This window comes from Rhodoglobus galactosidasius (assembly GCF_054957775.1).
Genome location: NZ_JBQIAV010000016.1, coordinates 1 through 22,985, shown reverse-complemented (window position 1 = coordinate 22,985; position 22,985 = coordinate 1). Strand labels below are relative to the sequence as shown.

Sequence of the window (22,985 nt, the reverse complement as noted above, 5' to 3'; positions counted from 1 at the left end):
GGCGCTGAGCCAGCCAGCCAGCGACTGCGTCAGCCCTTCGCCGCCTCGTTTGCGAGCATTGACCGCCGAATGTGCGAGCGTGCGTGTTCGATGGCGGGGTCGAGTTCGGCGAACAGGTGGTTGGGGTGTCGCAGTGAGCTGATCACTCCGAGGCGTTTCAGCACATCCACATGTTCGGGGCGGATGCCCTTGATGATGACGGTCACACCGCGTTTTTCGAGTGCGGTGATGAGTTCGGTGAGGGTGTGGGCGCCGGTGGCGTCGATGAGGTGCAGTTGCGAGAGGCGCACGATCACGACTTCGATGCCCTCGTGGTCATTGATGCGGTCGATGAGGCGTTCTGCGGCACCAAAGAACAGTGAGCCGTCGATGCGGAAGAGGGCGATGCGTTCGTCGCCGGGTTTGGGGGAGCCGGGTAGTTCTTCGCGGTGAACTCCGCTGGCCTTGCTGAGGGAGCGCAGGGCGAAAAAGGCGGCGGCGGCGATACCGATGCCGACGGCGATGATGAGGTCAAAGCTGACGGTGATCACACCGGTGATGACAAATACGGCTGCTTCGGATCGACCGGTGCGCAGCATTGTCTTGATCAGAGTGGGGGAGACCATGCGGGCGGCGGTCGCCATCAGAACACCGGAGAGTGCGGCCAACGGGATCACTGCAACGACTTGTGCGGCGAGGTAGACGACCACGAGCAGTGCGAGAGCATGTACGACCGCAGACAGGCGAGTGCGACCGCCGGACCGCACGTTCACGGCGGTGCGGGCGATGGCACCGGTGGCTGGCATCCCCCCAAAGAAGCTGGAGGCGACGGATGCCAGTCCCTGACCCACGAGTTCGCGGTCGGCGTTGTAGGGCCCGGTGTCGGACATGTCAGCGGCGACGCGGGCGGAGAGGAGCGATTCGATCGCGGCGAGGGCGGCGACGGCGAAGGCGGGCCCGATCAGCGTGGTGAGGTCGAAGTTGAACGACGGCACGGTGGGGGCAGGCAGGGAGGCAGGGAGTTCGCCGATGGTCGCGAGCGGCAGGGAGAGCGCTTGCGCGATTATGGTGACGATCGCGATGGCGATGAAGGAGGCGGGGAGGCGTCCGCTGATGCGCGAGAGCAGCAACATGATGGCGATCACAGCGGCGACGACCGCGAGTGGCAAGAGCGCTGTGGGCCACTGTGCGGCGGTGATGAAGGCGACGGCAGCGAGCACAGCATTGGTCGGATGCTCGGTGCCTTCGGTGCCGAGTGCGGAGGGCACTTGTTGCAGGAAGATGATGATGCCGATGCCGACGGTGAAGCCTTCGATCACGGGCCAGGGGATGTAGCTGACGGTACGTCCGAGTCGCAGCACACCAGCAATAACGACGATGACACCCGCGAGCAGGGTGACGATGGCGACAGCTTTAACACCGTGGCTGATGACGATGGGGGCGAGAACCACAACCATGGCACCGGTGGGTCCGGAAACCTGAATGTTTGAGCCGCCGAACACTGCCGCGACGATTCCGGCGACGATGGCGGTAATAAGGCCGGCTTCGGCGCCAACTCCGGAGCTAACGCCAAAAGCGAGGGCTAGGGGAAGGGCGACGATGCCGACCGTGATGCCGGCGAGCAGATCTCCGCGCCAACTGGTACGTAGTTCGCGGTAGTCGTTGAGGCTGGGCAGGAGTGACCGCCAAGACCGCTTCATCGGGCATCCGGAATCGTAGGAAGGCCGGCAACGAGGTCACGCTGGCTGTCGGTATCGGTAAGAATCTCACCGAGCAGCACGCGAGCGACGCGCAACAGTTCGGCAATCTGGGGGAGTGCGAGGCGGTAATAGACGACGCTTGCGCGGCGTTCGGAGACGACAAGCCCATAGCGGCGCAGCACCGAGAGGTGTTGCGAGAGGTGGGATGCTTCGAGCCCTGTTGCGGCGAGCATCTCTGTCACCGACGCTTCGTCATTGCTCGACAAGATTTCGAGCACCCGGATGCGGTACGGATGCGCGAGCCCCTTGAAGAGGTTCGCCTTGATCTCATAAAGCGGTCTGCGCTCGTCGAGAACGACCATTGTTGTGCTCCTGATCACTTCGGTGCGGTTGTCGATCAGGCCAGCTCACGATCGTCCACTTTCTGACTTGATGAAACCATCATATCAATCTTGCCAGGGATCGCGAACCACTCCCGAGAACGGCTCCTGTGGATAACGGCCGGGCACTCGGGCGCCCACTCCGCACACTATGAGCATGTCTAACGCTCTGACGACCATCGCCGACCAGGTTCGCCAGCGGGTTCGCCGCGATGGGGTCGATCTTTCGCGCGACAGCGAACTCGCCTCGCGTTATGTGCGCGATGAGGTGCGGCGCTACAGCGAGCGGGCTCTTGGCGGTTCGGTGCCGCTGCTCGCGGACGAGACACAAGCCGCCCGCGAGGTGGTGGCGGCGCTGACCGGGTACGGTCCGCTCCAGCCGTTTTTCGACGATGACACGGTCGAGGAACTCTGGATCAACGGGCCCGAGCACGTGTTCGTCGCCCGCAATGGAGTTCCCGAGTTCACGGGCATCCGCCTCACTAATTCTCAAGTGCGCGATCTGGTCGAGCGGATGCTGCAAACCTCGGGTCGTCGCGTCGATCTGAGCTCTCCGTTTGTTGACGCTTCGTTGCCCGATGGTTCGCGATTGCATGTGGTTATTCCGGATGTCACGCGCAAGCACTGGGCAGTCAACGTTCGCAAATTCAGCCAGAGCATTCGCGACCTCGATCGCCTCATCGAACTCGGCAGTCTCACCCAACATGCTGCTGACTACCTTCGGCTCTGCATGCTGTCTGGCCAGAACATTGTGGTGTCTGGCGCAACCCAGAGCGGCAAAACCACGATGCTCAACGCTTTGCTCGCTGCTGGCAGGCCCAATGAGCGGGTGGTCACCGTCGAGGAGACGTTCGAACTGAGCGTTCCCAGCCACGACAGCGTCGGTATGCAATGTCGTCAACCCAGCCTTGAAGGCACCGGCGAGATCAGTTTGCGGCGTCTCATCAAAGAGGCGTTGCGGATGCGCCCCGACCGACTCGTGGTCGGCGAAGTGCGCGATGCCGAGTCCCTCGACCTGCTCATCGCCCTCAACAGTGGGTTGCCGGGGATGTCGAGCATCCACGCCAACAGCGCTCGTGAAGCGCTCGTGAAGCTCTGCACCCTGCCGCTGCTCGCCGGCCGCAATATCGACTCCAGTTTTGTGGTGCCCACTGTCGCAAGTTCGGTGGATGTCGTTGTGCACTGCGAGTTGACCTCGAACGGCACCAGGCGGGTTGTTGAGATCGCATCACTCAGTGGTGAGGTCAGCGACGGGGCTGTCGAGAGCGTTGCGCTGTTCCGCACCGTGCAGGGCACGCTCATTCAAACGGGGGCTGTTCCTGCACGGCTGTCCAAATTCCATGCCGCGGGAGTCGACCCGGTTTCGCTCCTGTTGACGGCTGTCGCGTGAGTCTTCTGCTGGGAATCGCGCTTGCGGTAGGCACAGTGCTGATTGCTGCGACCTTCATGTGGCCAGCACAACGCGAACGACGCGTGCGTGGCCGTTCCGCGTGGTCGTTGCGGATGCGAGAACGACTCGTGCAGGCGGGGCTGCCCATGACAAGTCCCACAATCGTCGTGATCGTGTCACTCGTTTTCGCCGTCGCTGTCGGGGCGCTCACCTTCGTGCTCACCTCCGTTCTCGCTGTCGTGGTGTGTGCAGCGGCGACTGCTCTCTTGGCTCCGATGCTCGCGATCAGCTGGCGTGCACGAGTCCGCCGTCGAGCGACCCGGGTCGTGTGGCCAGACGTTGTTGATCAGCTGGTGTCGGCCGTGCGCTCGGGGCTCGCCCTTCCCGACAGCCTGATGACTCTCGCGCAGACAGGCCCAGCGGTGACTCGCAGTGCATTCGTAGCGTTCTCTCAGCGCTACCGCGCCACCGGCAACTTCTCTATCGCGGTCGACGAACTCAAGGTGGCGCTCGCAGACCCCGTCGCCGACCGCATCCTCGAAACTTTGCGGATGTCGCGGGAGGTTGGCGGCAGCGAACTCACGAACGTTCTGCGCAGCCTCAGTGTCTACCTCCGTCAAGAGGCAGCGATTCGTTCCGAGATTGAGGCTCGGCAGTCGTGGGTGATGAACGCTGCCCGCCTGGGGCTGGCGGCTCCGTGGGTGGTGTTGTTCTTGCTCACCACAAGGCCCGAGGCGGCACTCGCCTACAACTCTGCTAGCGGTATCGCACTGATCGTGGCAGGGCTTGCCCTTTCCGTTGTTGCATATCGGATCATGGCGGGCATCGGTCGACTCCCTGAACAGCCGAGGTGGTTTGCATGAGCGACTCTCTGGCTTGGGCGGTCGTCGCAGGCATCGCTGGTGGGCTGGGACTCTGGTCGATCCTTAGTCTCATTCCACGGCTGAGCCGCCCCACCCTTGCCAATCGGGTTGCGCCTTATGTAATCGATGTTTCGGCGGGGGCGCGCGAGCACGTCGCACCGCGTTCGGTCGGACCTCTTCCTGTGTTCGGGGTGGTGTTTGTGCCCGCAGCCCGATGGCTACGCAGCACGTTGGCGTCGGTCGCAGGCGGCGGCGAGCAGATCGCACGACGCCTGCGTCAGGCAGGGTCTGAGATGAGCGTTGAGGCGTATCGTTCGCAGCAACTGCTTGCGGTGCTTGGCGGTGCGATGCTCGGGGTCGTCTTCGACGTGACGATTGCGAACGCGCAACACGTTCCCCTCATCGCCCAGTTGGTTCTCGTGATTGTCGGCGGGGTGCTGGGCATCACCGCCCGCGACTATCTCCTTCAGCGCTCGGCCAAGAGTCGCATCCGCCGCCTCACCGCCGAGCTTCCCGTCGTGCTCGAATTCCTAGCCCTCAGCCTCTCTGCAGGCGAGGGAATCTTGGATGCCGTGCGCCGCGTTTCGCAGGTCAGTGGCGGCGAACTCTCCCGAGAGCTCGCTCGTGTCGTCTCCTCTGTTAACACGGGTCTCCCATTCGGTGACACCTTGGGAGCGCTGTCTCGCGAGCTCGAACTGCCACCGTTTGCCCGTTGTGTCGACCAAATCTTGGGCGCGCTCGACCGTGGCTCCCCGCTTTCTGAAGTGCTGCAGGCCCAAGCTCAGGATGCTCGCGAAGAGTCCAAGCGCGAACTGCTTGAACTAGCAGGCAAGAAGGAGGTTGCGATGCTTTTCCCGCTCGTGTTCCTCATCCTGCCCATCACGATCGCCTTCGCAATTTTCCCGGGCATCTTCGTGTTGCAGGTCGGGTTCTAGACTGGTCGAGACCTGCGGTGCCGCAGGTGGCACGCACAACGACAAGGACCCTTTTGTTCCCCACCACGTTCCCTGCCGCGATCGTTCCCGCCCCCGATTCAGTGCCGTCGTTGCGCTGGGGCATCATCGCTCCCGGTGGGATCGCCGCGACCTTCGCGGAAGCTGTGCAAGCCCACACCAACCAAAAACTTGTTGCCGTGGCATCCCGCAGCCTCGACCGCGCCCAGGAATTTGCTAACACGTGGGGCATCGCCAAGACGCATGGTGACTACGCAGAACTACTCGCCAACCCTGACGTTGACGTCGTCTATATTGCTGCGCAGCAGCACGTGCACCGCGAACTTGCTCTGCAAGCCATCACCGCAGGCAAACACATCCTGGTGGAGAAGCCCTTCGCGATGAACGGTGCCGAAGCACGCGAGATCGTCGCGGCCGCACGTGCGGCAGGCACCTTCGCGATGGAAGCAATGTGGACCCGCTACCTTCCGCAAACCTCCGTGATCACTCAGTTGCTCGAGGATGGCGTGCTCGGCGACGTCCAACTCGTCACCGCAGACCACGGCCAGAACATGCCAGACGGCCATCGCGTTCGCTCACTTGAAAGCGGGGGAGGAGCACTACTCGATCTCGGAATCTACCCGATCGCCTTCGCCTCACAAATCCTCGGCACTCCCACCGCCATCCACAACGTCGGCTCCCTCATCGACACCGGCGTGGATGGACAGTCGCTGCTGACGTTCAGCTACGCGAGTGGAGCCCAGGCGCAGCTCAACACAACCCTCCTTGCCCGCACGCCCACCACGGCATCCATCGCAGGCACGGATGCACTGCTGCAGGTTGGCGGAGCGTTCTTCACCCCCAGCAGCCTTACCCTCTCGAAGCCAGGCTTCGGCGGAGAATCGATTCACTGGGCAGACGAATCCGGAATCGTCGCGCATCGGGGCCTCAGCTATCAGGCAACAGCCCTCGCTGGCTACATAGCAGCGGGGCTGACTGAATCACCCGTGCACTCGCTCGATGAGACCGTCGCGATCCTCGACACCATCGACAGTTCGCGGTGGCAGCTCGGCTATCGCTTCGAGTCCGAAAAATAGCGAGCACGAGGTTCGCGGCGAACACCAGGTAGTGATCGTGTGATCTGTACTCTTATAAGCCTCATATGAGTCTCAGACACAGACTCAGGCGATCGGAGATTACAGTGACCGCAGGATCGACCCTCCCCACCAAACCGGAAGCACCGGGGCAACCCCAAGCAACGCGTCTGTTGGCGCCGTGGGTGTTCTGGCCTGCTGCTGGTTTGATCATCGTGGTCACCGCGTTCTCGATGATTGCGCCAAAGATCGCCAAGACGGTATTTGACACCTTGCAGTCGAGCATCATCAACTCGTTCAGCTGGTACTACGTGCTGATCGCTGCATTTTTTGTGGCGTTTGCGCTGTGGCTGGGGTTCAGTCGCTACGGCGACATCAAGCTCGGTAAGGATGATGACAAGCCAGAGTTCTCGATGATCTCCTGGATCTCATTCCTCTTTGCCGCAGGAATGGGCATCGGACTGGTCTTCTACGGTGTTGCCGAGCCGCTCAGTCACTTCGCCAATCCTCGGCCTGGTGTCACCGGCACCGAGATTGAGCTCGCTCAGAAGGCGATGAGTCAAACTTTCCTGCACTGGGGTGTTCACGCGTGGGCTATCTATGTGGTCGTTGGGCTCGCGCTCGCGTACGCAATTCACCGTCGCGACCGCCCCATTTCCATCCGCTGGACGCTTGAGCCGCTGCTGGGCAAGCGGGTGCACGGCGGTTGGGGCAACCTCATTGATGTCATCGCGCTCGTCGGCACAGTCTTCGGGGTTGCCACCTCACTCGGTCTCGGCGTTCTCCAAATCTCTGCTGGCCTAGAGAAGACCGGGATTGCCGAGTCGAACCTCACCACTCAAATCATGGTCATCATCGTGATAGTTGCGTTCACCATCCTGTCGCTCGTTTCGGGAATTGGCCGCGGCATGAAGTGGCTGTCAACCACTAACCTCTTGCTGGCTGCCATACTGCTGGTGTTCTTACTGATCGTCGGACCAACGGCGTTCCTGTTCCGCGAATTCGTGCAGTCAATGGGCAACTATCTGCAGGGCTTCATCGGGCTCAGCTTCAACGTCAGTGCCTACGCCGGTGAGGCTGGCGAACAGTGGCAGGCCGGCTGGACTACCTTCTACTGGGGCTGGTGGATGTCGTGGGCACCATTCGTCGGCGTCTTCATTGCGCGTGTTTCCAAGGGCCGCACCGTGCGCGAGTTTGTCGGCGGCGTGATGCTGGTCCCCACCGTTCTCACGTTCCTCTGGTTCAGCGTCCTCGGCGGAAACGCCATCTACCGCGAGCTCTACGGCCAAGGTGGCCTCATTGCCGCAGACGGATCAGTGGATGCCGACTCGGCGCTGTTCGATCTGCTCGCCGGGCTGCCGGCAGGCACCGCTCTCACGTTTGGCGCCATCCTGCTGATCGGCATCTTCTTTATCACCTCAGCAGATTCGGGCGCGCTCGTGATGTCGATGATCGCTACCGGTGGCTCCGCAGAACCGCCGAAGCGCATCCGCATCTTCTTTGCTCTGCTGGCTTCGCTCTTGGCTATCGCACTGCTCATCACCGGTGGTCTGCAAACCTTGCAGACGGCAGCAATTCTTTCTGCCTTGCCATTTAGCATCGTGATGCTGATGATGTGCGCGGCTACCGTGACGGCGTTCAGCCGCGAGCGACGCGCTTATGACCGAGCCCAACGTGCCCAATTCGTCGATCACATTGGTGACTTCTACGGGCTCGAAGTCGAGGAGCCACTTCTTCGCGAGCCGGTCCACCCGCTTCGTGCTGCTCTCGATCGCCTACGAAAGAAGGCCGCGCAAACTGGCGGCGGAATCTCGCAGGGCACAGAAGACGCAATCCTTGCCGACGCTGGATTGCCCTCGCCCGACAACATCGCTCAAGCTGATGCGATCGTCGAAGACGAAGTGCAGAGGTTGCAGTCTGAGCAAGAGACCAAGGGCGAGCGAGACACCCCGAAGGACTAGCCGTCACAGGGCGCGGGCCGCGCTTCGGGGCGATAGCGTGCGCTAGCTGTGGAAAACCTCCGCGCGCCTTTGGGTTTCGCTCAATGATTGCAGAGTGAAATCATCTCAAGTGACTCTGAAGAGCGGGCTTACCCGAGGCACCCGAACGCTCACCTCAGAGCGCGGAGATGTTCCGGGCTGGGTGCTGATAACGCTGATGACCGCGGGTCTTGTGATCATTATTTGGGGTCTTGCGGGCCCAGCACTCAGCTCGGTATTTGAACAGGCGATTGATCGCGTAACCGGGTTCTAGTGCGCACGCCTCGTCACGGCGTTGCGCCTGCGCTGTGCTTTCGGCAGCGTTTCCGGCAGTGTTCTCGGCAGTGGGCTAGGTCGACGGGTGCGCGGCTACGCGCAGAGGAGTCCGGCTCCGCCGTAGTCGAGTTCGTGCTCGTCTCCGCGTTGCTGACCGTGCTCACTCTCAGCGTCATTCAGCTGGGGCTAGCCCTCCATATCCGAAACACGGTGTTGGATGCCGCAGCAGAAGGTGCACGCTTCGCCTCCCTTGCCGACACGTCGCTGAACGACGGTGTCACGCGCACCCGCGACCTTATCTCGACCGCACTGTCGCCCGGCTACGCTGCCGATGTGACAGCAAGTTCCACGAGTCACCTCGGGCACCCGTCGATCATCGTCACCGTTCGCACACCTTTGCCGCTATTCGGGTTGATCGGTATTGATGAGGGCCTGGAGGTGTCTGGCTATGCCCCAATCGAGCAGGTTCGCTAGCACTGGAGGTAGCAGCAACGTGCGGCAGGCCGTCGCTCGGCTCCGCGAAGACCAGGGCTCATCATCACTTGAGTTCATCACCGTCGGCATGATCATGCTGATCCCTCTGGTGTATCTCGTGCTCACCATGTCGGCGATCCAGGGCGGAGCGTTAGCGGCAGAGGGTGCAGCCCGCCAGGCGGCACGCGTATTCGTGCAGGCCGAAACTCTTTCTGAGGCCGAGGGCTCAGCCGAGCGAGCGATCGAATTCGCCCTCAACAACTACGGAATAGATCCCACGGATGCCTCAGTCGAGATCCTCTGCACACCTGATCCGGCCGACTGCCTCACTCGTCACGGCTACGTCACCGTGAATATTGCTGTCGTCGTAGATCTACCGCTTGCCCCTCCCGTGCTCACCGGCAACTTCCCCGTGCAGATCCTTCTCGACGCCACCGCCACCCAGCAGGTGTCGCAATTCAGAGGTTCGCGATGATGCCGAACAAACCAAACTCGCCAAACAGATGCACGCCACTAAGCAGACCGAACCGACCGAGCAGCCCCCACGAGCACCGCCTCACCCTCGAAGATGAGCAAGGGTCCGCCCTCTTGCTCACGATTTTCTATGCATTCCTTTCGTTCGTGCTCATCTTTTTAGTGGTGGCCGCCACATCGCTCTACCTCGAACGCAAACGGCTGTTCACCCTCGCGGATGGTGCGGCACTCGTCGGCGCCGAATCCTATGACCTTGAGGATGTCGAACTAACCCCGAACGGCTACCGGCCGAAGCTCACCGCCGACAAAGTTGCCTCAGCGGTTGCCGACTACATCGCGGCGAGCCAGGGTGACGGGTTCACCGAGCTTCAGATCGAAGAAGCGACCACAAACGACTCGGCAAGCTCAACAGTTTCGCTCTCCGCCTACTGGAAACCGCCATTCGTATCGCTGCTGGTACCCGAAGGCATCCGAATCGATGTGACAGCAACGGCACGATCCGTCTTTTCCTAACCGACACCGGGCGACGAATCGCGGCGGCGACGTCAGCCTGATCGGGAACAGTGCCACGCCCAGCCGACGCCCCAACGGCACTCAGCAAACATTCGTGCAGCAAACAGGGAGCTTCACTTCGTAGCGTGGAGTGTGCACTTCACGAAAGTGTGCAACCCACGCAAAGGAGATAGCCATGAAACGAATTGTTATCGTCGGCGGCCACGGCAAGATTGCTATGAGCCTCGCAGAGCTACTCAGCGGCAGGGGTCACCACGTGCACTCCCTCATCCGCAACTCTGACCAAGAAGCTGACATCAGCGGTACCGGCGCAATGCCCGTCATCGCGGACATCGAAGCGCTCAGCGCCGAAGAGTTATCCGAAATTTTCACCGGGAACGACACCATCGTGTTCGCCGCGGGTGCTGGTGCAGGAAACCCAGAGCGCACCTACTCGGTCGACCGCGACGCAGCCATCCGAACAATGGATGCCGCAGCTCATGCCGGTGTAGACCGCTACGTGATGGTTTCCTACAAGGGCGCTGGCCTCGACCACGGTGTTCCCGAAGACAACTCCTTCTTCGCCTACGCCGAATCGAAGGCCGCAGCCGACGAACACCTCCGCAAAGGCCCGCTGAAGTACACAATCGTTGGCCCGGGTTCGCTTTCGAGCGAACCCGCATCCGGAAAGATCGATGTTGGCGACGCGGCAACCGCCGAGCACGCAGCCCGCGATAACGTGGCACAAGTGCTGGCCGAAGTAATCGACAGCGACAACACGATCGGTCACACCATCGAGTTCATGGATGGTTCGACTCCGATCGCCGACGCAATCTCCGCTATTGCTTAGCGTGGGGGATAAATAGCGAACCAATGCCGAGCCCGATGAGGGCAAAGCCGCCGACCGCTGACAGGTTGGTGATGCGGTGGGGCGAGCTTGCGAACCAGTCGCGGGCGAACCCTGCTGCAACAGCCCATGCAGTGTCAGTGACCACAGCAATTCCCATGAAGATCATTCCGAGCGCCAGTAGCTGAAGTTGTACGCTGCCGGATCCGAAACTCACAAACTGGGGCAACACGGCCACGAAGAACACTGTTGCTTTGGGGTTCGTGATGCCGACAACGAAACCTTGGCCGAAGATCCGCCAGCGTGAGCGCGTCTTGGGGGCTGCAGCATCCGCTGTCACGTGAGCATTTCGGTGGCGAATTGCCTGCACGCCGAGATAGATGAGGTAGGCGGCACCCAGGTACTTCACGACCGTGAACGCGATCACCGATTGCGCAATGATCGTGCCGACGCCGAAAGCCACACCGAACACGAGCACCACACCGCCGGTGGCATTGCCGAGTGAACTCACAATCCCACCCAGCTTTCCGAGCGAGAGTGAGCGGCCGATCAGGAACAGTACGCTGGGCCCGGGGATCAGGATGATCGGCAGCGCCACCAGCACAAACGCGAGCAGGTTCGTGGTGGGAATCACTTGTGGGGTTTCTGGATGTAGCGGGGCACGTACCGCAGCATAACGCCCGCCCCGATGAGGCCGAGCACGCCCACTGCACCTGCCGCGAGTGAGAGCGAGGCGATTGCCGTGATACCCGCGATCATCAGTGGCGAAGCCGCCTGGCCAACTCCTCCGGTAAATCGCCAGGCACCGAGGAATGGCGCGGGGTTTATCCTGGGGGCGAGGTCTGCACCCAGAGTCATCAGGAGGCCACTGCCGAGGCCGTTTGCCAGGGCGAGGAACATCGCGGCGAAGATAAACCACGCAGTGCTCGCGCTGACGTCGTGAGTGAGTGAGAGCACAATGTGGCCGATGCCGAGCCCGACGAGGGACGGTACGGCTGTCCACAGTCGGCCAAAGCGATCCATGATCTGGCCACCGGTATAGAAGAGGGCGAAGTCCACGGCCCCAGCGATTCCGATGATGATGGCCGTGTTGGCATCCGCAAGTCCGATGCTCACCGCCCAAAGCGGCAAGATGACTTGCCGGCTGGCACGCATCGCACCAATGATGGCAGCGCCCAAGCCGAGGCGAGAGAGCAATGCCCGGTTGCGGCGAATTGTGGCAAAGAGCCGGTCGGACTGTTGCGCGACGAGCGCTTCCCCGTCGCGTAAAGTGCGGTCGTTAACTCGCGAGGTGTGTACAACACCGAAGGTCGTTGCGGGGTCAGGCAGCAGGAGCAGCACGAGTGCGGCGGCCACGCCCGCAACTACGTGAATCCAGAACGCGACGATCGCTACGCCCGTGAGGTGGATGATCACGGCTGAGATGAACGGCCCGATGAACATGCCGAGCCGGAACGTTCCGCCCAGGGTCGAAAGCGCTCGAGCGCGGTAGGCAACCGGCACAAAGCTGGTAAGGAATGCATGTCGGGCAAGCGCGAACACCGCGGTGGCTAAACCGATGAGCAGTACCCCGAATCCAAGCGCGACGGAGTTCGGAGCGAGAAGGCAGATCACAACTCCGATGGTGGAGAGTGCACTCGCGCCGATCATCGCCGGGCGTTCGCCGATGCGGGAGATGAGCCATCCGCTCGGAATATTGCCGAAGAGCTCACCGATGGTCAATAGCGCGGCCACGAGCCCAGCAATCGCAAGCGTCGCGCCGAGATTGCTTGCCGCAATGGGGATCAGCGGAATGATGGCACCTTCACCAATGGAGAACAGCAGCGTCGGTAAGAGAACCGGCAGCCCAATTGAGCGCCAGCTAAAGGGGTGTTCTGTTGTGCTCATCGCCGTCCATCGTATGGGGTGACTGCACTCATCGACGGCAATGCGGGCCCAGAGATTGTGCACGCTCAACAGTGCAGCCTGAGCTTCGCAGGTAGTCTGGTGGGTGACATGGATGAACTGGACTTTTCTGACGACATCGCGGCGCTGCGCTCCACATTTGCGGACATTCGCCAGGTGGTCGACACCGAACGACTCGAGTCAGAGATCGTGAGACTCAGCGAGCTTGCGGGCGCTCCTGATCTGTGGGACGACACCGACAAGGCGCAGAAGGTCACGAGCGATCTTAGCCATCGTCAGGCCGAACTCGCCAAGATCACTTCAATTTCGAACAGGCTCGACGACCTCGAGATCATGGTTCAGTTGGCCAACGAAGAGAGTGATGCTCAGGCGGCAGCGGATGCTCGAACCGAGCTTGCCCGTATCACCAAGATGTTGGGCGACCTTGAGGTTCAGACCCTCCTCAACGGTGAGTTCGATCAGCGCCCTGCCGTCATCACCATTCGCGCGGGAGCCGGTGGCGTCGACGCCGCAGATTTCGCCGAAATGTTGTTGCGCATGTACCTCCGTTACGCGGAGCAGCACTCGTACCCGACCCGCGTTCTCGACACGAGCTACGCTGAAGAAGCTGGCATCAAGTCGGCCACGTTCGAGGTCGACGCGCCCTTCGCTTTCGGAACGCTCAGTGTTGAAGCAGGCACGCACCGCCTCGTGCGCATGAGCCCCTTTAACTCAGCGGGTAAGCGTCAGACCAGCTTCGCTGCGGTTGAGGTCGTTCCTCTTATTGAGACGACGGATGTTGTTGAAGTTCCCGAGAACGACATCCGTGTCGATGTCTTCCGCTCTTCCGGTCCCGGTGGTCAGTCGGTGAACACCACCGACTCGGCTGTTCGCATTACTCACTTGCCGACAGGCATTGTCGTGAGCTGTCAGAACGAGAAGAGCCAGATTCAGAACCGTGCCGCGGCAATGCGAGTGCTTCAGTCACGCTTGCTGTTGTTGCAGCGCGAGCAAGAGGCCGCCACGAAGAAAGAGATCGCGGGTGTGATCACCGCGAGCTGGGGCGACCAGATGCGCAGCTATGTGTTGGCTCCATACCAAATGGTCAAGGATCTGCGCACTGACTTTGAGGTCAATAATCCATCGAACGTGTTCGATGGCGACCTCGATGGTTTCATCTCGGCCGGCATCAAGTGGCGCAAGCGCACCATCGAGTAACCCTGCACCGCCGATCCTGCCGATCCCACCGATCCAGCAACGTAGGCAAAGCCACCGTGTGACCTGAACTGGGCCACCCTGTGAGTCTCGTCACCCGGTGCGTCGCTGCCATGTTCCGTGCTGTGCGTACTTAGGCTGACTCCAAATGATTCGTTTTGATGCTGTTTCGAAGTCGTATCCGGGCACTACTAGACCGGCACTGAACTCGGTTGATCTTGAGATTCTTAAGGGCGAGTTCGTCTTTCTGGTTGGCGCTTCCGGTTCGGGCAAGTCGAGCTTTTTGCGGTTGATCCTCAAAGAGGAGAACCCGACTAAGGGGTCGATTCATGTGCTGGGCCAGCACTTGAACACTCTGTCGAGCCGCAAGGTGCCGTATTTCCGCCGCCATCTCGGCGTAGTCTTTCAGGATTTCCGCCTGCTGCCCAATAAGACAGTCTTCGACAATGTCGCGTTCTCGCTGCAGGTGATCGGCAAGAGCCGTGGTTACATCCAAGAGGCAGTTCCGGATGCTCTCAAGATGGTGGGTCTCGCGGGAAAATCGGGTCGTTTTCCCCACGAGCTTTCTGGTGGTGAGCAACAGCGAGTCGCTATTGCGCGCGCCGTGGTTAACAAGCCTGCGATCATGCTTGCGGATGAGCCGACAGGAAACCTCGACCCAGCTACTTCTGCGGGCATCATGACGCTGCTCGAGCGAATCAACTTGAGTGGAACAACAGTTCTTATGGCAACCCACGATGCGGGAATCGTCGACCAGATGAAGCGTCGAGTAATCGAGCTCATCGGTGGTCAGATTGTGCGCGATGAGCGCCAGGGTGGCTACCAAACACAGACCGTTCCCATTCAGGATCGGATCCCGCATCCGGCCGCCAGCACACCCGGTGGTCCAGCATCAACCGACTTCGCGCAGCCTTCACGCGGTGAGGGGCTCGACGCATGAGGCTCGGTCTAATTCTTGGAGAGGTCGGCAGCGGGCTCCGTCGCAACCTTTCGATGGTGGTTTCTGTCGTTTTGGTGACCTTCATCTCGCTCACTTTTGTGGGGGCGTCGATTCTGCTGCAAATGCAGATCGGACAGATGAAGGGCTATTGGTACGACCGTGCGCAGGTTGCGGTCTACATGTGCACCGATATCGATACGACGGGCAACTGCACTCTTGCAGAGGCGACGGAAGACCAGATCGATGCGGTGCAGCAGCAGCTAGATTCTCCAACGCTCGCGCCGTACATCAATGAGGTCGAGTACGAGACTCATGAGCAAGCGTATGAAAACTTCACGGAGCAGTTCGCCGACACCACCTTCGCCGGAATCATTACTCCGGAGACGTTGAACGAAAGCTTCCGGGTCAACCTCGTTGATCCTGAGCAGGCCGACGTGCTGATCGAAAGCCTGTCTGGGCTGGCCGGCGTGGAGAGCGTGCAAGATCAACGCGCCTATCTTGAACCGATTTTTTCAATCTTGAACGCCGCCAGTTTCACTGCGATTGGGGTTGCCGGTCTCATGCTGGTGGCCGCCGTATTGCTCATTGCCACGACCATTCGACTGAGTGCTTTCTCCCGACGTCGAGAGCTCGGCATCATGCGGCTCGTTGGGGCGTCGAACCGGTTCATCCAAACACCGTTCATTCTTGAGGGAGTGTTTGCGTCCCTCATCGGTTCGGTGCTGGCCGGGGGAGCGATCGTTGCGATCGTTCAGTTCTTCGTGCGGGGCTATTTGGCATCCACGCTGCCACTGAATACGAGCCTGCTGGGAATGGATGAGGCGTTGCTCGTTGTGCCCATCCTGATCGTTGCGGGTGCGGGGCTTGCCGCGATTTCTGCTGGCGTCGCGATCAGCAGATATTTGAAGGTGTAGTCCTCGCGCTGCCCTCGCGCTAAACTGGTCTGCTGCGCTGTCGGCATCCGCCGTAGCATTGCGGCATCCAACGTATTTGAGAGAGAAGTGAACCATGCCTCAGGAAGGTGACCGGAAGGTTGTTGCAAGCAACCGTAAGGCGCGCCATGACTACAGCATCGAAGACACCTTTGAGGCTGGTCTCGTGCTGTCGGGTACTGAGGTTAAATCTCTGCGGTTGGGCCGTGCAAGTTTGATCGATGGCTACGGCTACATCGACGACCACGCTGAAGCTTGGTTGGATGCCGTGCACATTCCTGAATTCTTCCAGGGTTCGTGGAACAATCATCCTCCTCGTCGCAAGCGCAAGATGTTGCTGCACAAAGAGCAGATCCTGAAGATCCACAACAAGATCAAGCAGGGCGGTTACACGCTGGTTCCGCTGTCGATCTATTTCTTGGATGGCCGAGCCAAAGTCGAACTCGCGGTTGCTAAGGGTAAGCGTGAGTATGACAAGCGTCAAACGCTGCGTGAGCGTCAAGACAAGCGTGAGTCAGATCGTGCGATCGCCGCACGCAAGAACATGGGGGAGTAGCCGAGCCCGGCTCGCACACATTCCTGTTCTCGCGCGTACGCTCCTTGCTTTAGTTCGCGCTGAATCTCGCTTCGACGCTCGGTGAGTGCATCTGTTTTCTAGCGTTGTTCCACGGTCGTTGTGCGGTGATGACGAGAGGCCTGGCTAGATCGCACCGAGTTCTTCGAGCTTTGCCTTGAGGTCGCGGTCGCTCGGCTCGACCTGAAACGTTCCGTCGGTGAAGTGAACTACCGGAATGTTGAGGCGTCCGCTGATGGCATGTGCGCGATCGGCAGCACTAGGGTCTTTTTCAACGTCAACCTTCGTCCATTCGACGTTCAATGAATTGAGGAGTGCTTCGGAGCGGCGGCAGTCGCGGCACCAATCTGCACCGTACATCGTGGTCTTTGTGGGCAGGGCTTCTGTAGTTTCACTCATCCCTCGAATCTACTTTGGCGCTGCTGAGCGAACGCGTAAGTTCGCTTTCAGCGTTCACTTCACAGGGACGGGTTTCTTGGTCACCTCCGCGCCGTGGCGCCACCGATCAGGGTCAACGCAGTAACGCCCGGCCCTGATCGGTGGCAAGTTGAACGGTCTAGACGGCGGCGCCGGCGAGCCAGAGGTCTGGGCCGAAAATTTCGTAGTGAATGCGATCCGCCGGCACGCCGGACGCGAGTGCCTGCGACCGAAGGCTGCGCATGAACGGCAGCGGGCCGCAGAGGTATACCGAGGCGTTTTCGGGAATCGTGACACCGTCGAGGGACATGAAGCCCTCGTGGGCGCCCTCGCTCGGAATCTCGAGCCACAGTTCCAGCTCGGCGGCCTCTAAGAGTGCGACATCCTCTTTCATCTGCTCGCGCAAGGCCCATCCTCCAAGGTTGTTCTCGGCGTGCAGCACTTTCACCGCGCGCTTTGACTTGCCCAGGGCGAGCGAGCGCAGGATCGATGCGCTGGGCGTGCAACCGATTCCGGCGGAGGCCAGGATCAGCGGGGTATCGCCCTCGGCGAGGGTGACGTCGCCGCAGGGATTGGAGAGCAAGAGCGTGTCGCCGAGCTGCACGTCGCGGTGCAGGGCGGGGGAGACCTCGCCGTCCGCATCCAACTTCGTGGTGAAGACGCGGGTCGTGGCCGTGCCCGCTGACAGTGAGTACTGGCGAACCTGACGGACGCCGTCCGGCATTGCTAGGGTGACGCTCACGTACTGGCCGGGGCGGGCAGGGGCTGGCGGAGTGTCGTCGGCCGGCTCGAGGGTGAAAGTCAACGCGTCGGTTCCCGCTGCATCCTTGCCGATGACGATCCACGGCGCCAGCGGTGTGTTGTTTCCGGCGCCGGCGTACAGACCCTTTTCGAGCTTGATCAGGGCGTGCGCCATGAGCCAGTAAACCTCGGTCCATGCACCGGCGATTTCGGCGCTGATGACGTCGCTGAGTTCGTCGGCGATGGCCTCGAAGAGGTACTTGTAGACGACGTCGTACTGCTCGGGCTGGATGTCGAGGGAGACGTGCTTGTGGGCGATGCGGGAGAGCATGGCCTCTGGTGTGGTCTCGGGGTTCTTCACGAGGTGCGTCGCAAAGACGGCGATGCTGCCAGCTAGTGCCTGCTGCTGCGAGCCGTTCTTCTGGTTTGATCGGCTGAAGAGCCCGTCGAAGAGTTCGGGGTGGGCGGTGAACATCCTGCTGTAGAAGTTCTTTGCGATCTCGGGCATGCGCTCACCGACCAGGGGAAGGGTGGCTTCGATGAGGGGGAGGGACTGGGTCGAGAGCATGCTTTCTCCTTTTTGAGGGTGTCCCCTTAAAGTAGCATTTGAAATGCATGTTTTCTGGCAAGAACCTGTACGCCGCTTGGTCGGGCGCGGGGAAAGCGACACGCTCAGTCCGGCGGTCGTAGGCCCAACATCAGGGAAACAGGCTCATTTGGCTGGCTCTGGCGGAGCGACGAAATCACGACGTCGTCGAGTGCGACGTAAAACGCTTCCCGGGCGAGTCGCAGCGCCGCGCGCAGGCCGCAACCGTCGATGAGGGGGCAGACGCCGTCAGGCGTCTCGCAATCCGCTAGGTCGGTTCGGGTGTCGAGCTGGCGCAGGACCCAGCCGACCGTCGCCCGACGCCCGGCGTCGCTGATCCGTACTCCGCCAGAGCGCCCGCGCACGACCTCGATCAGGCCCAGTTCCCGCAGCCTGATGATGGCCTTGCTGACGTGGTTGTACGGGGTACCAACCAGCTGGGCGATGACCCTTGTGGTCTCCAGCTCGGACACGGGCGTGGCGGAGAGGAGCATGATGATGCGCAGGCACACATCCGAAAAAGCATTGATCCTCATAGATCAAGAGTAGGGGGCTACGCGGAGGTGTCTTATGAGTCACCGCGAGGGCTAGATAGTGGCCCGGTTCTGAACTACAATGGAGGGCTGCCTGTTCATTTGGCAGATTTGATAACTCCACAGCGCGACAACGACCTTCTCAGGGGGATGATCGGTTTCGACATTGCCTGCAAAACGATGAGAAGCGGGTCGAGAATGCAGCCTTATCTCGTTAACGATGACTGCAAACTATAAGTGCCAATTCAAAGCGCACTGACTTCGCCCTCGCTGCCTAAGCGAGCGCACTAAAGAAGTCCGTCAGGCCGGGAATGCTCTCTACCCGGATTCTGGCGCAATTTAGAGAGATTGCTGCGTAGTTACGCCTGAGGGCTACGCGGGACTTGCACTCTGGCTGGGCTTGTTGACCTAGGTGCTTGTGGCAAAGGTCAAAGCCGAGTAGAACGTCTGCACAAGCTACACCCGTAGAAGGCATGGAATTACAGCAGTGGACGGGGGTTCAATTCCCCCCATCTCCACCACCGGTCGTTGTCGCGTTGTGAGTTTTCTGGTCGTGCCTACGCAGTGTCGTTGCGTACGGCGCCCGTTGACGGCGTCACGGTAAAAGTCACCGGCTCGGTGAACCCTTGCGCAGCGAAGGCGTCCTTGACCGCTGATTCGACTTGGGCGACGCGTGTGTGGGGAACGAGTGCGATTGCTGCTCCGCCGAATCCTCCACCGGTCATCCGCGCTCCGACTGCACCGTGTGCTCGTGCAGTCTCGACAGCAAGGTCGAGTTCGGGGATCGAGATCTCGAAGTCGTCGCGCATCGAGGCATGTGATGCATCGAGCAGGGCTCCGATTGCGAGCGGTCCTTCTTCGTTCAGAGCTCGAACCGTGTCCAGCACTCGTTGGTTCTCGGTGACCACGTGGCGGACACGTCGGAATGTCACATCGTCGAGCAGCTCGTGTGCGCGATCAAGATCGGCGACGCTCACGTCGCGCAACGACGAGGCCCCCATCGCGGCTGCGCCGGCCTCGCAGGCCGCGCGGCGCTCTGCATAGCCGCCGGTGGCGTGGGAGTGCGAAACACGCGTGTCCATGACGAGGATGCTCAGCTCGGCGTGAGCCAGTCCGAGCGGAACAACCGCTACGTCGAGCGAGCGACAATCCAAGAACACGGCAGAGTCTGATTCGCCAAGAAGAGACGCAGATTGGTCCATGATTCCGGTGGGCGCACCGACTACGTCGTTCTCAGCGAGTTGCCCCACCTTCGCCAGCTTCTCGCGGGAGAAGCCGAGGCTCCACAGGTCGTTGAGGGCCAGTGCTACGGCACTTTCGATGGCGGCAGAGGATGACAGTCCGGCGCCGACTGGCACGGTGGAGTCGATGATGATGTCCACGCCAGGCACGGTGGCGAGGTCTGCGCCGTGCTGACCGAGAGCCCACGCAACTCCGATCGGGTATGCGCTCCATCCCACGATCTGCCCTGCGGTACGCGCAGCGTCGAGTTCGGTCAGCTGAAATTCAACGGGGGTGTCGTCGAACGTGCTTGTGACTCGGATCACTCGGTCAGTGCGGAGTCCGACAGCAGCGCGCGTGCGCCGATCGATGGCGAAGGGCAACACAAATCCTTCGTTGTAATCTGTGTGCTCGCCGATGAGGTTGACTCGGCCTGGTGCCGACCACACGCCATCCGGCTCGCGACCTGTAAGGCTAATGAATAGTTCGCTTAGCTGCTGCGCTGTGTCGCTCATGCTCGTTCAGTTGCCTTTCGGATGTTCTCAGCGGCGGCCTCGGGCGTAACGTCGCCGATCCACGCGCCCATCGCCGATTCAGACCCGGCGAGGTACTTCAGTTTGTCTGCAGCGCGGCGAGGCGAGGTCAGTTGGAGGTGGAGCCGGTACGTGTCGCGTGCACGGTGTACTGGTGCCTGATGCCAGGCCGCGATGTACGGCGTGGGGGAGTCGTAGATCGCGTCGATACCGCGAAGTAGCTGCAAATAGAGGGTGGCGAGCTCGTCGCGTTCTGCATCTGAGGTGGCAGCGAAGTCGGGGACTTGGCGATGCGGCAGCATGTGAACTTCGATGGGCCAGCGCGCTGCGAAGGGTACAAAAGCTGTCCAGTGTTCACCGCTCAACACGACTCGATCTCCTGCGCGTTCGAAGTCAAGAATGCGTTGGAACATGTCGGGGGTGGTGCCCTCAATCGAATCGAGAGTCCGCTGCGTCTTGGGCGTGATGTACGGGTAGGAGTAAATCTGTCCGTGCGGGTGGTGCAGCGTCACGCCGATGGCTTCACCGCGGTTTTCGAAGGGGAACACCTGCTGCACGCCCTCCAGACCGGAGAGAGCTTCAGTGCGATCCGCCCACGCTTCGATCACGGTGCGAGCGCGACTCACGGTCTGGGTTCCGAACGATCCTTCGTGGTCAGGGCTGAAACACACGACCTCACACCGCCCAATGGAACTGCGGGTGCGGCCGAGACCAAGGTCAGCGAGGTCGTCGAGGCCGGTCGGGCTGTTGTCACTCCCGGCGAGAGCTGGTCCAAACGAGGGCGAACGATTCTCGAAGACCGCAACGTCATAGAGTGCCGGCACTTCAGAGGGGTTTTGCGGAGTTTGCGGCGCGAGCGGGTCTTGATCCGCTGGCGGAAGGAAGACCCGGTTCTGGCGGGCTGCCGCGATGGATACCCATTCTCCGGTCAGGATGTCCTGTCGCATTGTCGCCGTAGCCGGCCGAGGATCGAGGGTTCTGCTGTCGACCGAATGTTCTTCGCCGAGTGTGGTGTCGGCGTCGTCAAAGTAGATGAGCTCTCGGCCGTCAGCGAGAGTGGTAGGGCGCTTGGTGATTTTCGAGGTCATTCTGAACTTCCTTTTCCGGCGTTGTCTTTTTCTGCACGGAGCCGGGCATCCCAGGCGCTGCGCACCATTTCTTCTGCGGTGTGCCGCATTTTCCAGTCGAGATCGCGGGCGGCGAGGTCGCCATTGGCCACGATGCGGGGCGGATCCCCGGCGCGACGTGCTGAAACTTCTGGGGTGAAGTCAATCTCTGTAACCTTCGCCACGGCGGTCATGATCTCGGCGACCGAGAGTCCATTTCCGCTGCCGAGGTTGTAGGCGGGCTCGATCGCTTCGTGCGTTTCAAGCCGACGGGCGGCTGCGACGTGGGCTGCGGCGATGTCGGCGACGTGAACGTAGTCGCGCACATTGGTGCCGTCGGGGGTGGGGTAGTCGGTGCCGTTGATCCGCGGTACGCGGCCAGCGACGAGCGCCTCGAACACAAGGGGGAACAGATTATGTGGGCTGGTGTCATAAACCATCGGGTCGCCCGAGCCAACGACGTTGAAGTAGCGCAGCGAGGTGTGTCGAAGGCCGGTCGCGACTGCTTGGTCGCGCAGCAGCCATTCGCCGATCAGCTTTGACTCCCCATAGGGGGAGAGCGGTTCTTTCGCCGTACTTTCGGTGACCTGCTCAACGTCTGGCGTTCCGTAGACGGCGGCGCTCGACGAGAAGACGATCTGGTCGATCTCGCATTCCTGCATGGCTTCGAGCACTGAGAGCGTGCCGGTCACGTTCTGCGCGTAGGTGTGCAGCGGTCGCTGCACTGAAACCCCCGCGTATTTGAAGCCGGCAACATGGATGACGCCAGTGACGCCGTGCGCAACCATTGTCTCGACAAGCGCGCTCTTGTCCAGGATGTCAGCCTGCACGAATGGCACGCCTTCGGGGATGAAGCGCGTGAATCCGCTGGAAATATCATCAACGATTACCGTCTCCATGTTGGAGCTCACTAGCGCTCGAGCTACGTGGGCGCCGATATACCCAGCGCCGCCGGTTACCATCCAAGTCATTGCAGTCCCTTGCGTCGGAGCAGCGGTGGAGTCGCGAATGCATCTCTACACCCCGTGATTGCGGTCAATTGTATGACTATTAGCCTGCCGCGTCCAACGTGAGCAGTATGGCGTGGATTGCGCTGCGTGCACTCGAGCACGCGGCGTGGTGTTTCGTGGCTGTAGTTGGTTACGTTCGCACGAGTCGAAGTTCCCAGATGTTCGGATCGAAGTCCATCGCTCGCACTGTGCCGTCATACATGAAGCGGTTTCTCGCGTAGAAGGATCGTGCGCGGGGATTCCGCTCGAGTACCCACACGCTTGCGGCGGCACCCCCGAGTGCGGAGGGTCACGTCCCTGGGAGTGGTGTAATTTCCGGCTGCTGAGCGTCGCTACGGCGACGTGAGGAGCCACCGTGTGATGGTCAGTGAGAACCGACTAAAGCTACTCACACGAAGGACACCACACGATGG

Annotated in this window: 24 protein-coding genes and 1 other RNA gene; 15 read left to right on the top strand and 10 right to left on the bottom strand. The window is 60.9% G+C overall.

From position 1 onward, the window contains the following. Nucleotides 1-29: 29 nt before the first annotated feature. A complete protein-coding gene (locus ACTJJW_RS14520; protein WP_462645844.1) occupies nucleotides 30-1,679 on the bottom strand; it encodes a SulP family inorganic anion transporter in 1,650 nt (549 codons plus the stop codon). Continuing rightward, a complete protein-coding gene (locus ACTJJW_RS14515; RefSeq protein ID WP_462645842.1) occupies nucleotides 1,676-2,041 on the bottom strand; it encodes an ArsR/SmtB family transcription factor in 366 nt (121 codons plus the stop codon). The genes ACTJJW_RS14520 and ACTJJW_RS14515 overlap by 4 nt, the downstream gene beginning before the upstream one ends. Nucleotides 2,042-2,216: 175 nt before the next feature. On the opposite strand from ACTJJW_RS14515, the gene ACTJJW_RS14510 reads away from it, so the two are divergent. From ACTJJW_RS14510 to ACTJJW_RS14465, 10 genes are all read left to right on the top strand, one after another. After that, nucleotides 2,217-3,449, top strand: a complete 1,233-nt coding sequence (locus ACTJJW_RS14510) for a CpaF family protein (protein ID WP_462645840.1) — start codon at nucleotides 2,217-2,219, stop codon at nucleotides 3,447-3,449. Then, the gene (locus ACTJJW_RS14505) at nucleotides 3,446-4,312 is read left to right on the top strand and encodes a type II secretion system F family protein (RefSeq protein WP_462645838.1); all 867 of its coding nucleotides are present in this window, start codon (nucleotides 3,446-3,448) and stop codon (nucleotides 4,310-4,312) included. The genes ACTJJW_RS14510 and ACTJJW_RS14505 overlap by 4 nt, the downstream gene beginning before the upstream one ends. Continuing rightward, the gene (locus ACTJJW_RS14500; RefSeq protein ID WP_462645836.1) at nucleotides 4,309-5,247 is read left to right on the top strand and encodes a type II secretion system F family protein; all 939 of its coding nucleotides are present in this window, start codon (nucleotides 4,309-4,311) and stop codon (nucleotides 5,245-5,247) included. The genes ACTJJW_RS14505 and ACTJJW_RS14500 overlap by 4 nt, the downstream gene beginning before the upstream one ends. Nucleotides 5,248-5,300: 53 nt before the next feature. Next, on the top strand, nucleotides 5,301-6,341 hold the full coding sequence (locus ACTJJW_RS14495; protein ID WP_462645834.1) for a Gfo/Idh/MocA family protein: 1,041 nt from the start codon (nucleotides 5,301-5,303) through the stop codon (nucleotides 6,339-6,341). Between the two features lie 65 nt (nucleotides 6,342-6,406). Beyond that, nucleotides 6,407-8,299 (top strand): BCCT family transporter, encoded by a 1,893-nt coding sequence (locus ACTJJW_RS14490; RefSeq protein WP_462645832.1) that lies wholly within the window; start codon nucleotides 6,407-6,409, stop codon nucleotides 8,297-8,299. 109 nt (nucleotides 8,300-8,408) lie between these two features. Continuing rightward, the gene (locus ACTJJW_RS14485; RefSeq protein WP_462645830.1) at nucleotides 8,409-8,591 is read left to right on the top strand and encodes a hypothetical protein; all 183 of its coding nucleotides are present in this window, start codon (nucleotides 8,409-8,411) and stop codon (nucleotides 8,589-8,591) included. Between the two features lie 32 nt (nucleotides 8,592-8,623). After that, the gene (locus ACTJJW_RS14480; protein ID WP_462645876.1) at nucleotides 8,624-9,067 is read left to right on the top strand and encodes a TadE/TadG family type IV pilus assembly protein; all 444 of its coding nucleotides are present in this window, start codon (nucleotides 8,624-8,626) and stop codon (nucleotides 9,065-9,067) included. 19 nt (nucleotides 9,068-9,086) lie between these two features. After that, on the top strand, nucleotides 9,087-9,542 hold the full coding sequence (locus ACTJJW_RS14475) for a hypothetical protein (protein ID WP_462645829.1): 456 nt from the start codon (nucleotides 9,087-9,089) through the stop codon (nucleotides 9,540-9,542). Nucleotides 9,543-9,655: 113 nt separating this feature from the next. Then, on the top strand, nucleotides 9,656-10,054 hold the full coding sequence (locus ACTJJW_RS14470) for a pilus assembly protein TadG-related protein (RefSeq protein WP_462645827.1): 399 nt from the start codon (nucleotides 9,656-9,658) through the stop codon (nucleotides 10,052-10,054). Nucleotides 10,055-10,229: 175 nt separating this feature from the next. Then, entirely contained in the window at nucleotides 10,230-10,883 is a 654-nt protein-coding gene (locus ACTJJW_RS14465; protein WP_462645825.1) for an SDR family oxidoreductase, read from the top strand. Here ACTJJW_RS14465 and ACTJJW_RS14460 read toward each other — a convergent pair. Beyond that, the gene (locus tag ACTJJW_RS14460; protein WP_462645823.1) at nucleotides 10,873-11,514 is read right to left on the bottom strand and encodes a LysE family translocator; all 642 of its coding nucleotides are present in this window, start codon (nucleotides 11,512-11,514) and stop codon (nucleotides 10,873-10,875) included. The two genes, ACTJJW_RS14465 and ACTJJW_RS14460, sit on opposite strands and share 11 nt — an antisense overlap. Beyond that, nucleotides 11,511-12,767 carry an MFS transporter gene (locus ACTJJW_RS14455; protein WP_462645821.1) on the bottom strand — a complete coding sequence of 419 codons (1,257 nt, stop codon included), beginning with the start codon at nucleotides 12,765-12,767 and terminating at the stop codon, nucleotides 11,511-11,513. Before ACTJJW_RS14455 ends, ACTJJW_RS14460 begins: the two co-directional genes overlap by 4 nt. 108 nt (nucleotides 12,768-12,875) lie before the next feature. Here ACTJJW_RS14455 and prfB point away from each other — a divergent pair, with 108 nt between their 5' ends. The 4 genes from prfB (at nucleotide 12,876) to smpB (ending at nucleotide 16,407) form a co-directional block, all read left to right on the top strand. Beyond that, a complete protein-coding gene (gene prfB / locus ACTJJW_RS14450; protein WP_462645875.1) occupies nucleotides 12,876-13,982 on the top strand; it encodes a peptide chain release factor 2 in 1,107 nt (368 codons plus the stop codon). A gap of 145 nt (nucleotides 13,983-14,127) precedes the next feature. Beyond that, nucleotides 14,128-14,919: a cell division ATP-binding protein FtsE gene (gene ftsE / locus ACTJJW_RS14445; protein ID WP_462645819.1), complete on the top strand. Its 792-nt coding sequence runs from the start codon at nucleotides 14,128-14,130 to the stop codon at nucleotides 14,917-14,919. Then, nucleotides 14,916-15,833, top strand: coding sequence for a permease-like cell division protein FtsX (gene ftsX, locus ACTJJW_RS14440; protein WP_462645817.1), 918 nt, complete (start codon nucleotides 14,916-14,918; stop codon nucleotides 15,831-15,833). Before ftsE ends, ftsX begins: the two co-directional genes overlap by 4 nt. 94 nt (nucleotides 15,834-15,927) lie before the next feature. Then, entirely contained in the window at nucleotides 15,928-16,407 is a 480-nt protein-coding gene (gene smpB, locus ACTJJW_RS14435) for an SsrA-binding protein SmpB (protein WP_462645816.1), read from the top strand. A 144-nt stretch (nucleotides 16,408-16,551) separates the two neighbouring features. Here smpB and ACTJJW_RS14430 read toward each other — a convergent pair whose 3' ends face one another. The 3 genes from ACTJJW_RS14430 to ACTJJW_RS14420 form a co-directional block, all read right to left on the bottom strand. Further along, entirely contained in the window at nucleotides 16,552-16,824 is a 273-nt protein-coding gene (locus ACTJJW_RS14430; protein ID WP_462645814.1) for a glutaredoxin domain-containing protein, read from the bottom strand. A 157-nt stretch (nucleotides 16,825-16,981) separates the two neighbouring features. Continuing rightward, nucleotides 16,982-18,151, bottom strand: coding sequence for a globin domain-containing protein (locus ACTJJW_RS14425; protein ID WP_462645812.1), 1,170 nt, complete (start codon nucleotides 18,149-18,151; stop codon nucleotides 16,982-16,984). Nucleotides 18,152-18,255: 104 nt separating this feature from the next. Further along, nucleotides 18,256-18,705 carry an RrF2 family transcriptional regulator gene (locus tag ACTJJW_RS14420; RefSeq protein ID WP_462645810.1) on the bottom strand — a complete coding sequence of 150 codons (450 nt, stop codon included), beginning with the start codon at nucleotides 18,703-18,705 and terminating at the stop codon, nucleotides 18,256-18,258. Between the two features lie 143 nt (nucleotides 18,706-18,848). Here ACTJJW_RS14420 and ssrA point away from each other — a divergent pair. After that, nucleotides 18,849-19,223, top strand: a transfer-messenger RNA (tmRNA) gene (gene ssrA / locus ACTJJW_RS14415). A gap of 36 nt (nucleotides 19,224-19,259) precedes the next feature. On the opposite strand, the gene galK is transcribed toward ssrA, so the two are convergent. Genes galK through galE form a run of 3 tightly spaced genes read right to left on the bottom strand, consistent with a single transcriptional unit; the run spans nucleotide 19,260 to nucleotide 22,533 of the window. After that, a complete protein-coding gene (gene galK / locus ACTJJW_RS14410; RefSeq protein WP_462645808.1) occupies nucleotides 19,260-20,438 on the bottom strand; it encodes a galactokinase in 1,179 nt (392 codons plus the stop codon). After that, nucleotides 20,435-21,544 carry a galactose-1-phosphate uridylyltransferase gene (gene galT, locus ACTJJW_RS14405; protein ID WP_462645806.1) on the bottom strand — a complete coding sequence of 370 codons (1,110 nt, stop codon included), beginning with the start codon at nucleotides 21,542-21,544 and terminating at the stop codon, nucleotides 20,435-20,437. Before galT ends, galK begins: the two co-directional genes overlap by 4 nt. Next, nucleotides 21,541-22,533 (bottom strand): UDP-glucose 4-epimerase GalE, encoded by a 993-nt coding sequence (gene galE / locus ACTJJW_RS14400; RefSeq protein ID WP_462645804.1) that lies wholly within the window; start codon nucleotides 22,531-22,533, stop codon nucleotides 21,541-21,543. The genes galT and galE overlap by 4 nt, the downstream gene beginning before the upstream one ends. Nucleotides 22,534-22,985: the final 452 nt, after the last annotated feature.

Excerpts from the sequence above, each read along its gene's own strand:
- ACTJJW_RS14520 (WP_462645844.1), bottom strand. The coding sequence starts at position 1,679 with ATGAAGCGGTCTTGGCGGTCACTCCTGCCCAGCCTCAACGACTACCGC.
- ACTJJW_RS14515 (WP_462645842.1), bottom strand. The coding sequence starts at position 2,041 with ATGGTCGTTCTCGACGAGCGCAGACCGCTTTATGAGATCAAGGCGAAC.
- ACTJJW_RS14510 (WP_462645840.1), top strand. The coding sequence starts at position 2,217 with ATGTCTAACGCTCTGACGACCATCGCCGACCAGGTTCGCCAGCGGGTT.
- ACTJJW_RS14500 (WP_462645836.1), top strand. The coding sequence starts at position 4,309 with ATGAGCGACTCTCTGGCTTGGGCGGTCGTCGCAGGCATCGCTGGTGGG.
- ACTJJW_RS14490 (WP_462645832.1), top strand. The coding sequence starts at position 6,407 with ATGAGTCTCAGACACAGACTCAGGCGATCGGAGATTACAGTGACCGCA.
- ACTJJW_RS14465 (WP_462645825.1), top strand. The coding sequence starts at position 10,230 with ATGAAACGAATTGTTATCGTCGGCGGCCACGGCAAGATTGCTATGAGC.
- ACTJJW_RS14455 (WP_462645821.1), bottom strand. The coding sequence starts at position 12,767 with ATGAGCACAACAGAACACCCCTTTAGCTGGCGCTCAATTGGGCTGCCG.
- prfB (WP_462645875.1), top strand. The coding sequence starts at position 12,876 with ATGGATGAACTGGACTTTTCTGACGACATCGCGGCGCTGCGCTCCACA.
- ftsE (WP_462645819.1), top strand. The coding sequence starts at position 14,128 with ATGATTCGTTTTGATGCTGTTTCGAAGTCGTATCCGGGCACTACTAGA.
- ftsX (WP_462645817.1), top strand. The coding sequence starts at position 14,916 with ATGAGGCTCGGTCTAATTCTTGGAGAGGTCGGCAGCGGGCTCCGTCGC.
- smpB (WP_462645816.1), top strand. The coding sequence starts at position 15,928 with ATGCCTCAGGAAGGTGACCGGAAGGTTGTTGCAAGCAACCGTAAGGCG.
- ACTJJW_RS14430 (WP_462645814.1), bottom strand. The coding sequence starts at position 16,824 with ATGAGTGAAACTACAGAAGCCCTGCCCACAAAGACCACGATGTACGGT.
- ACTJJW_RS14425 (WP_462645812.1), bottom strand. The coding sequence starts at position 18,151 with ATGCTCTCGACCCAGTCCCTCCCCCTCATCGAAGCCACCCTTCCCCTG.
- ACTJJW_RS14420 (WP_462645810.1), bottom strand. The coding sequence starts at position 18,705 with ATGAGGATCAATGCTTTTTCGGATGTGTGCCTGCGCATCATCATGCTC.
- galK (WP_462645808.1), bottom strand. The coding sequence starts at position 20,438 with ATGAGCGACACAGCGCAGCAGCTAAGCGAACTATTCATTAGCCTTACA.
- galT (WP_462645806.1), bottom strand. The coding sequence starts at position 21,544 with ATGACCTCGAAAATCACCAAGCGCCCTACCACTCTCGCTGACGGCCGA.
- galE (WP_462645804.1), bottom strand. The coding sequence starts at position 22,533 with ATGACTTGGATGGTAACCGGCGGCGCTGGGTATATCGGCGCCCACGTA.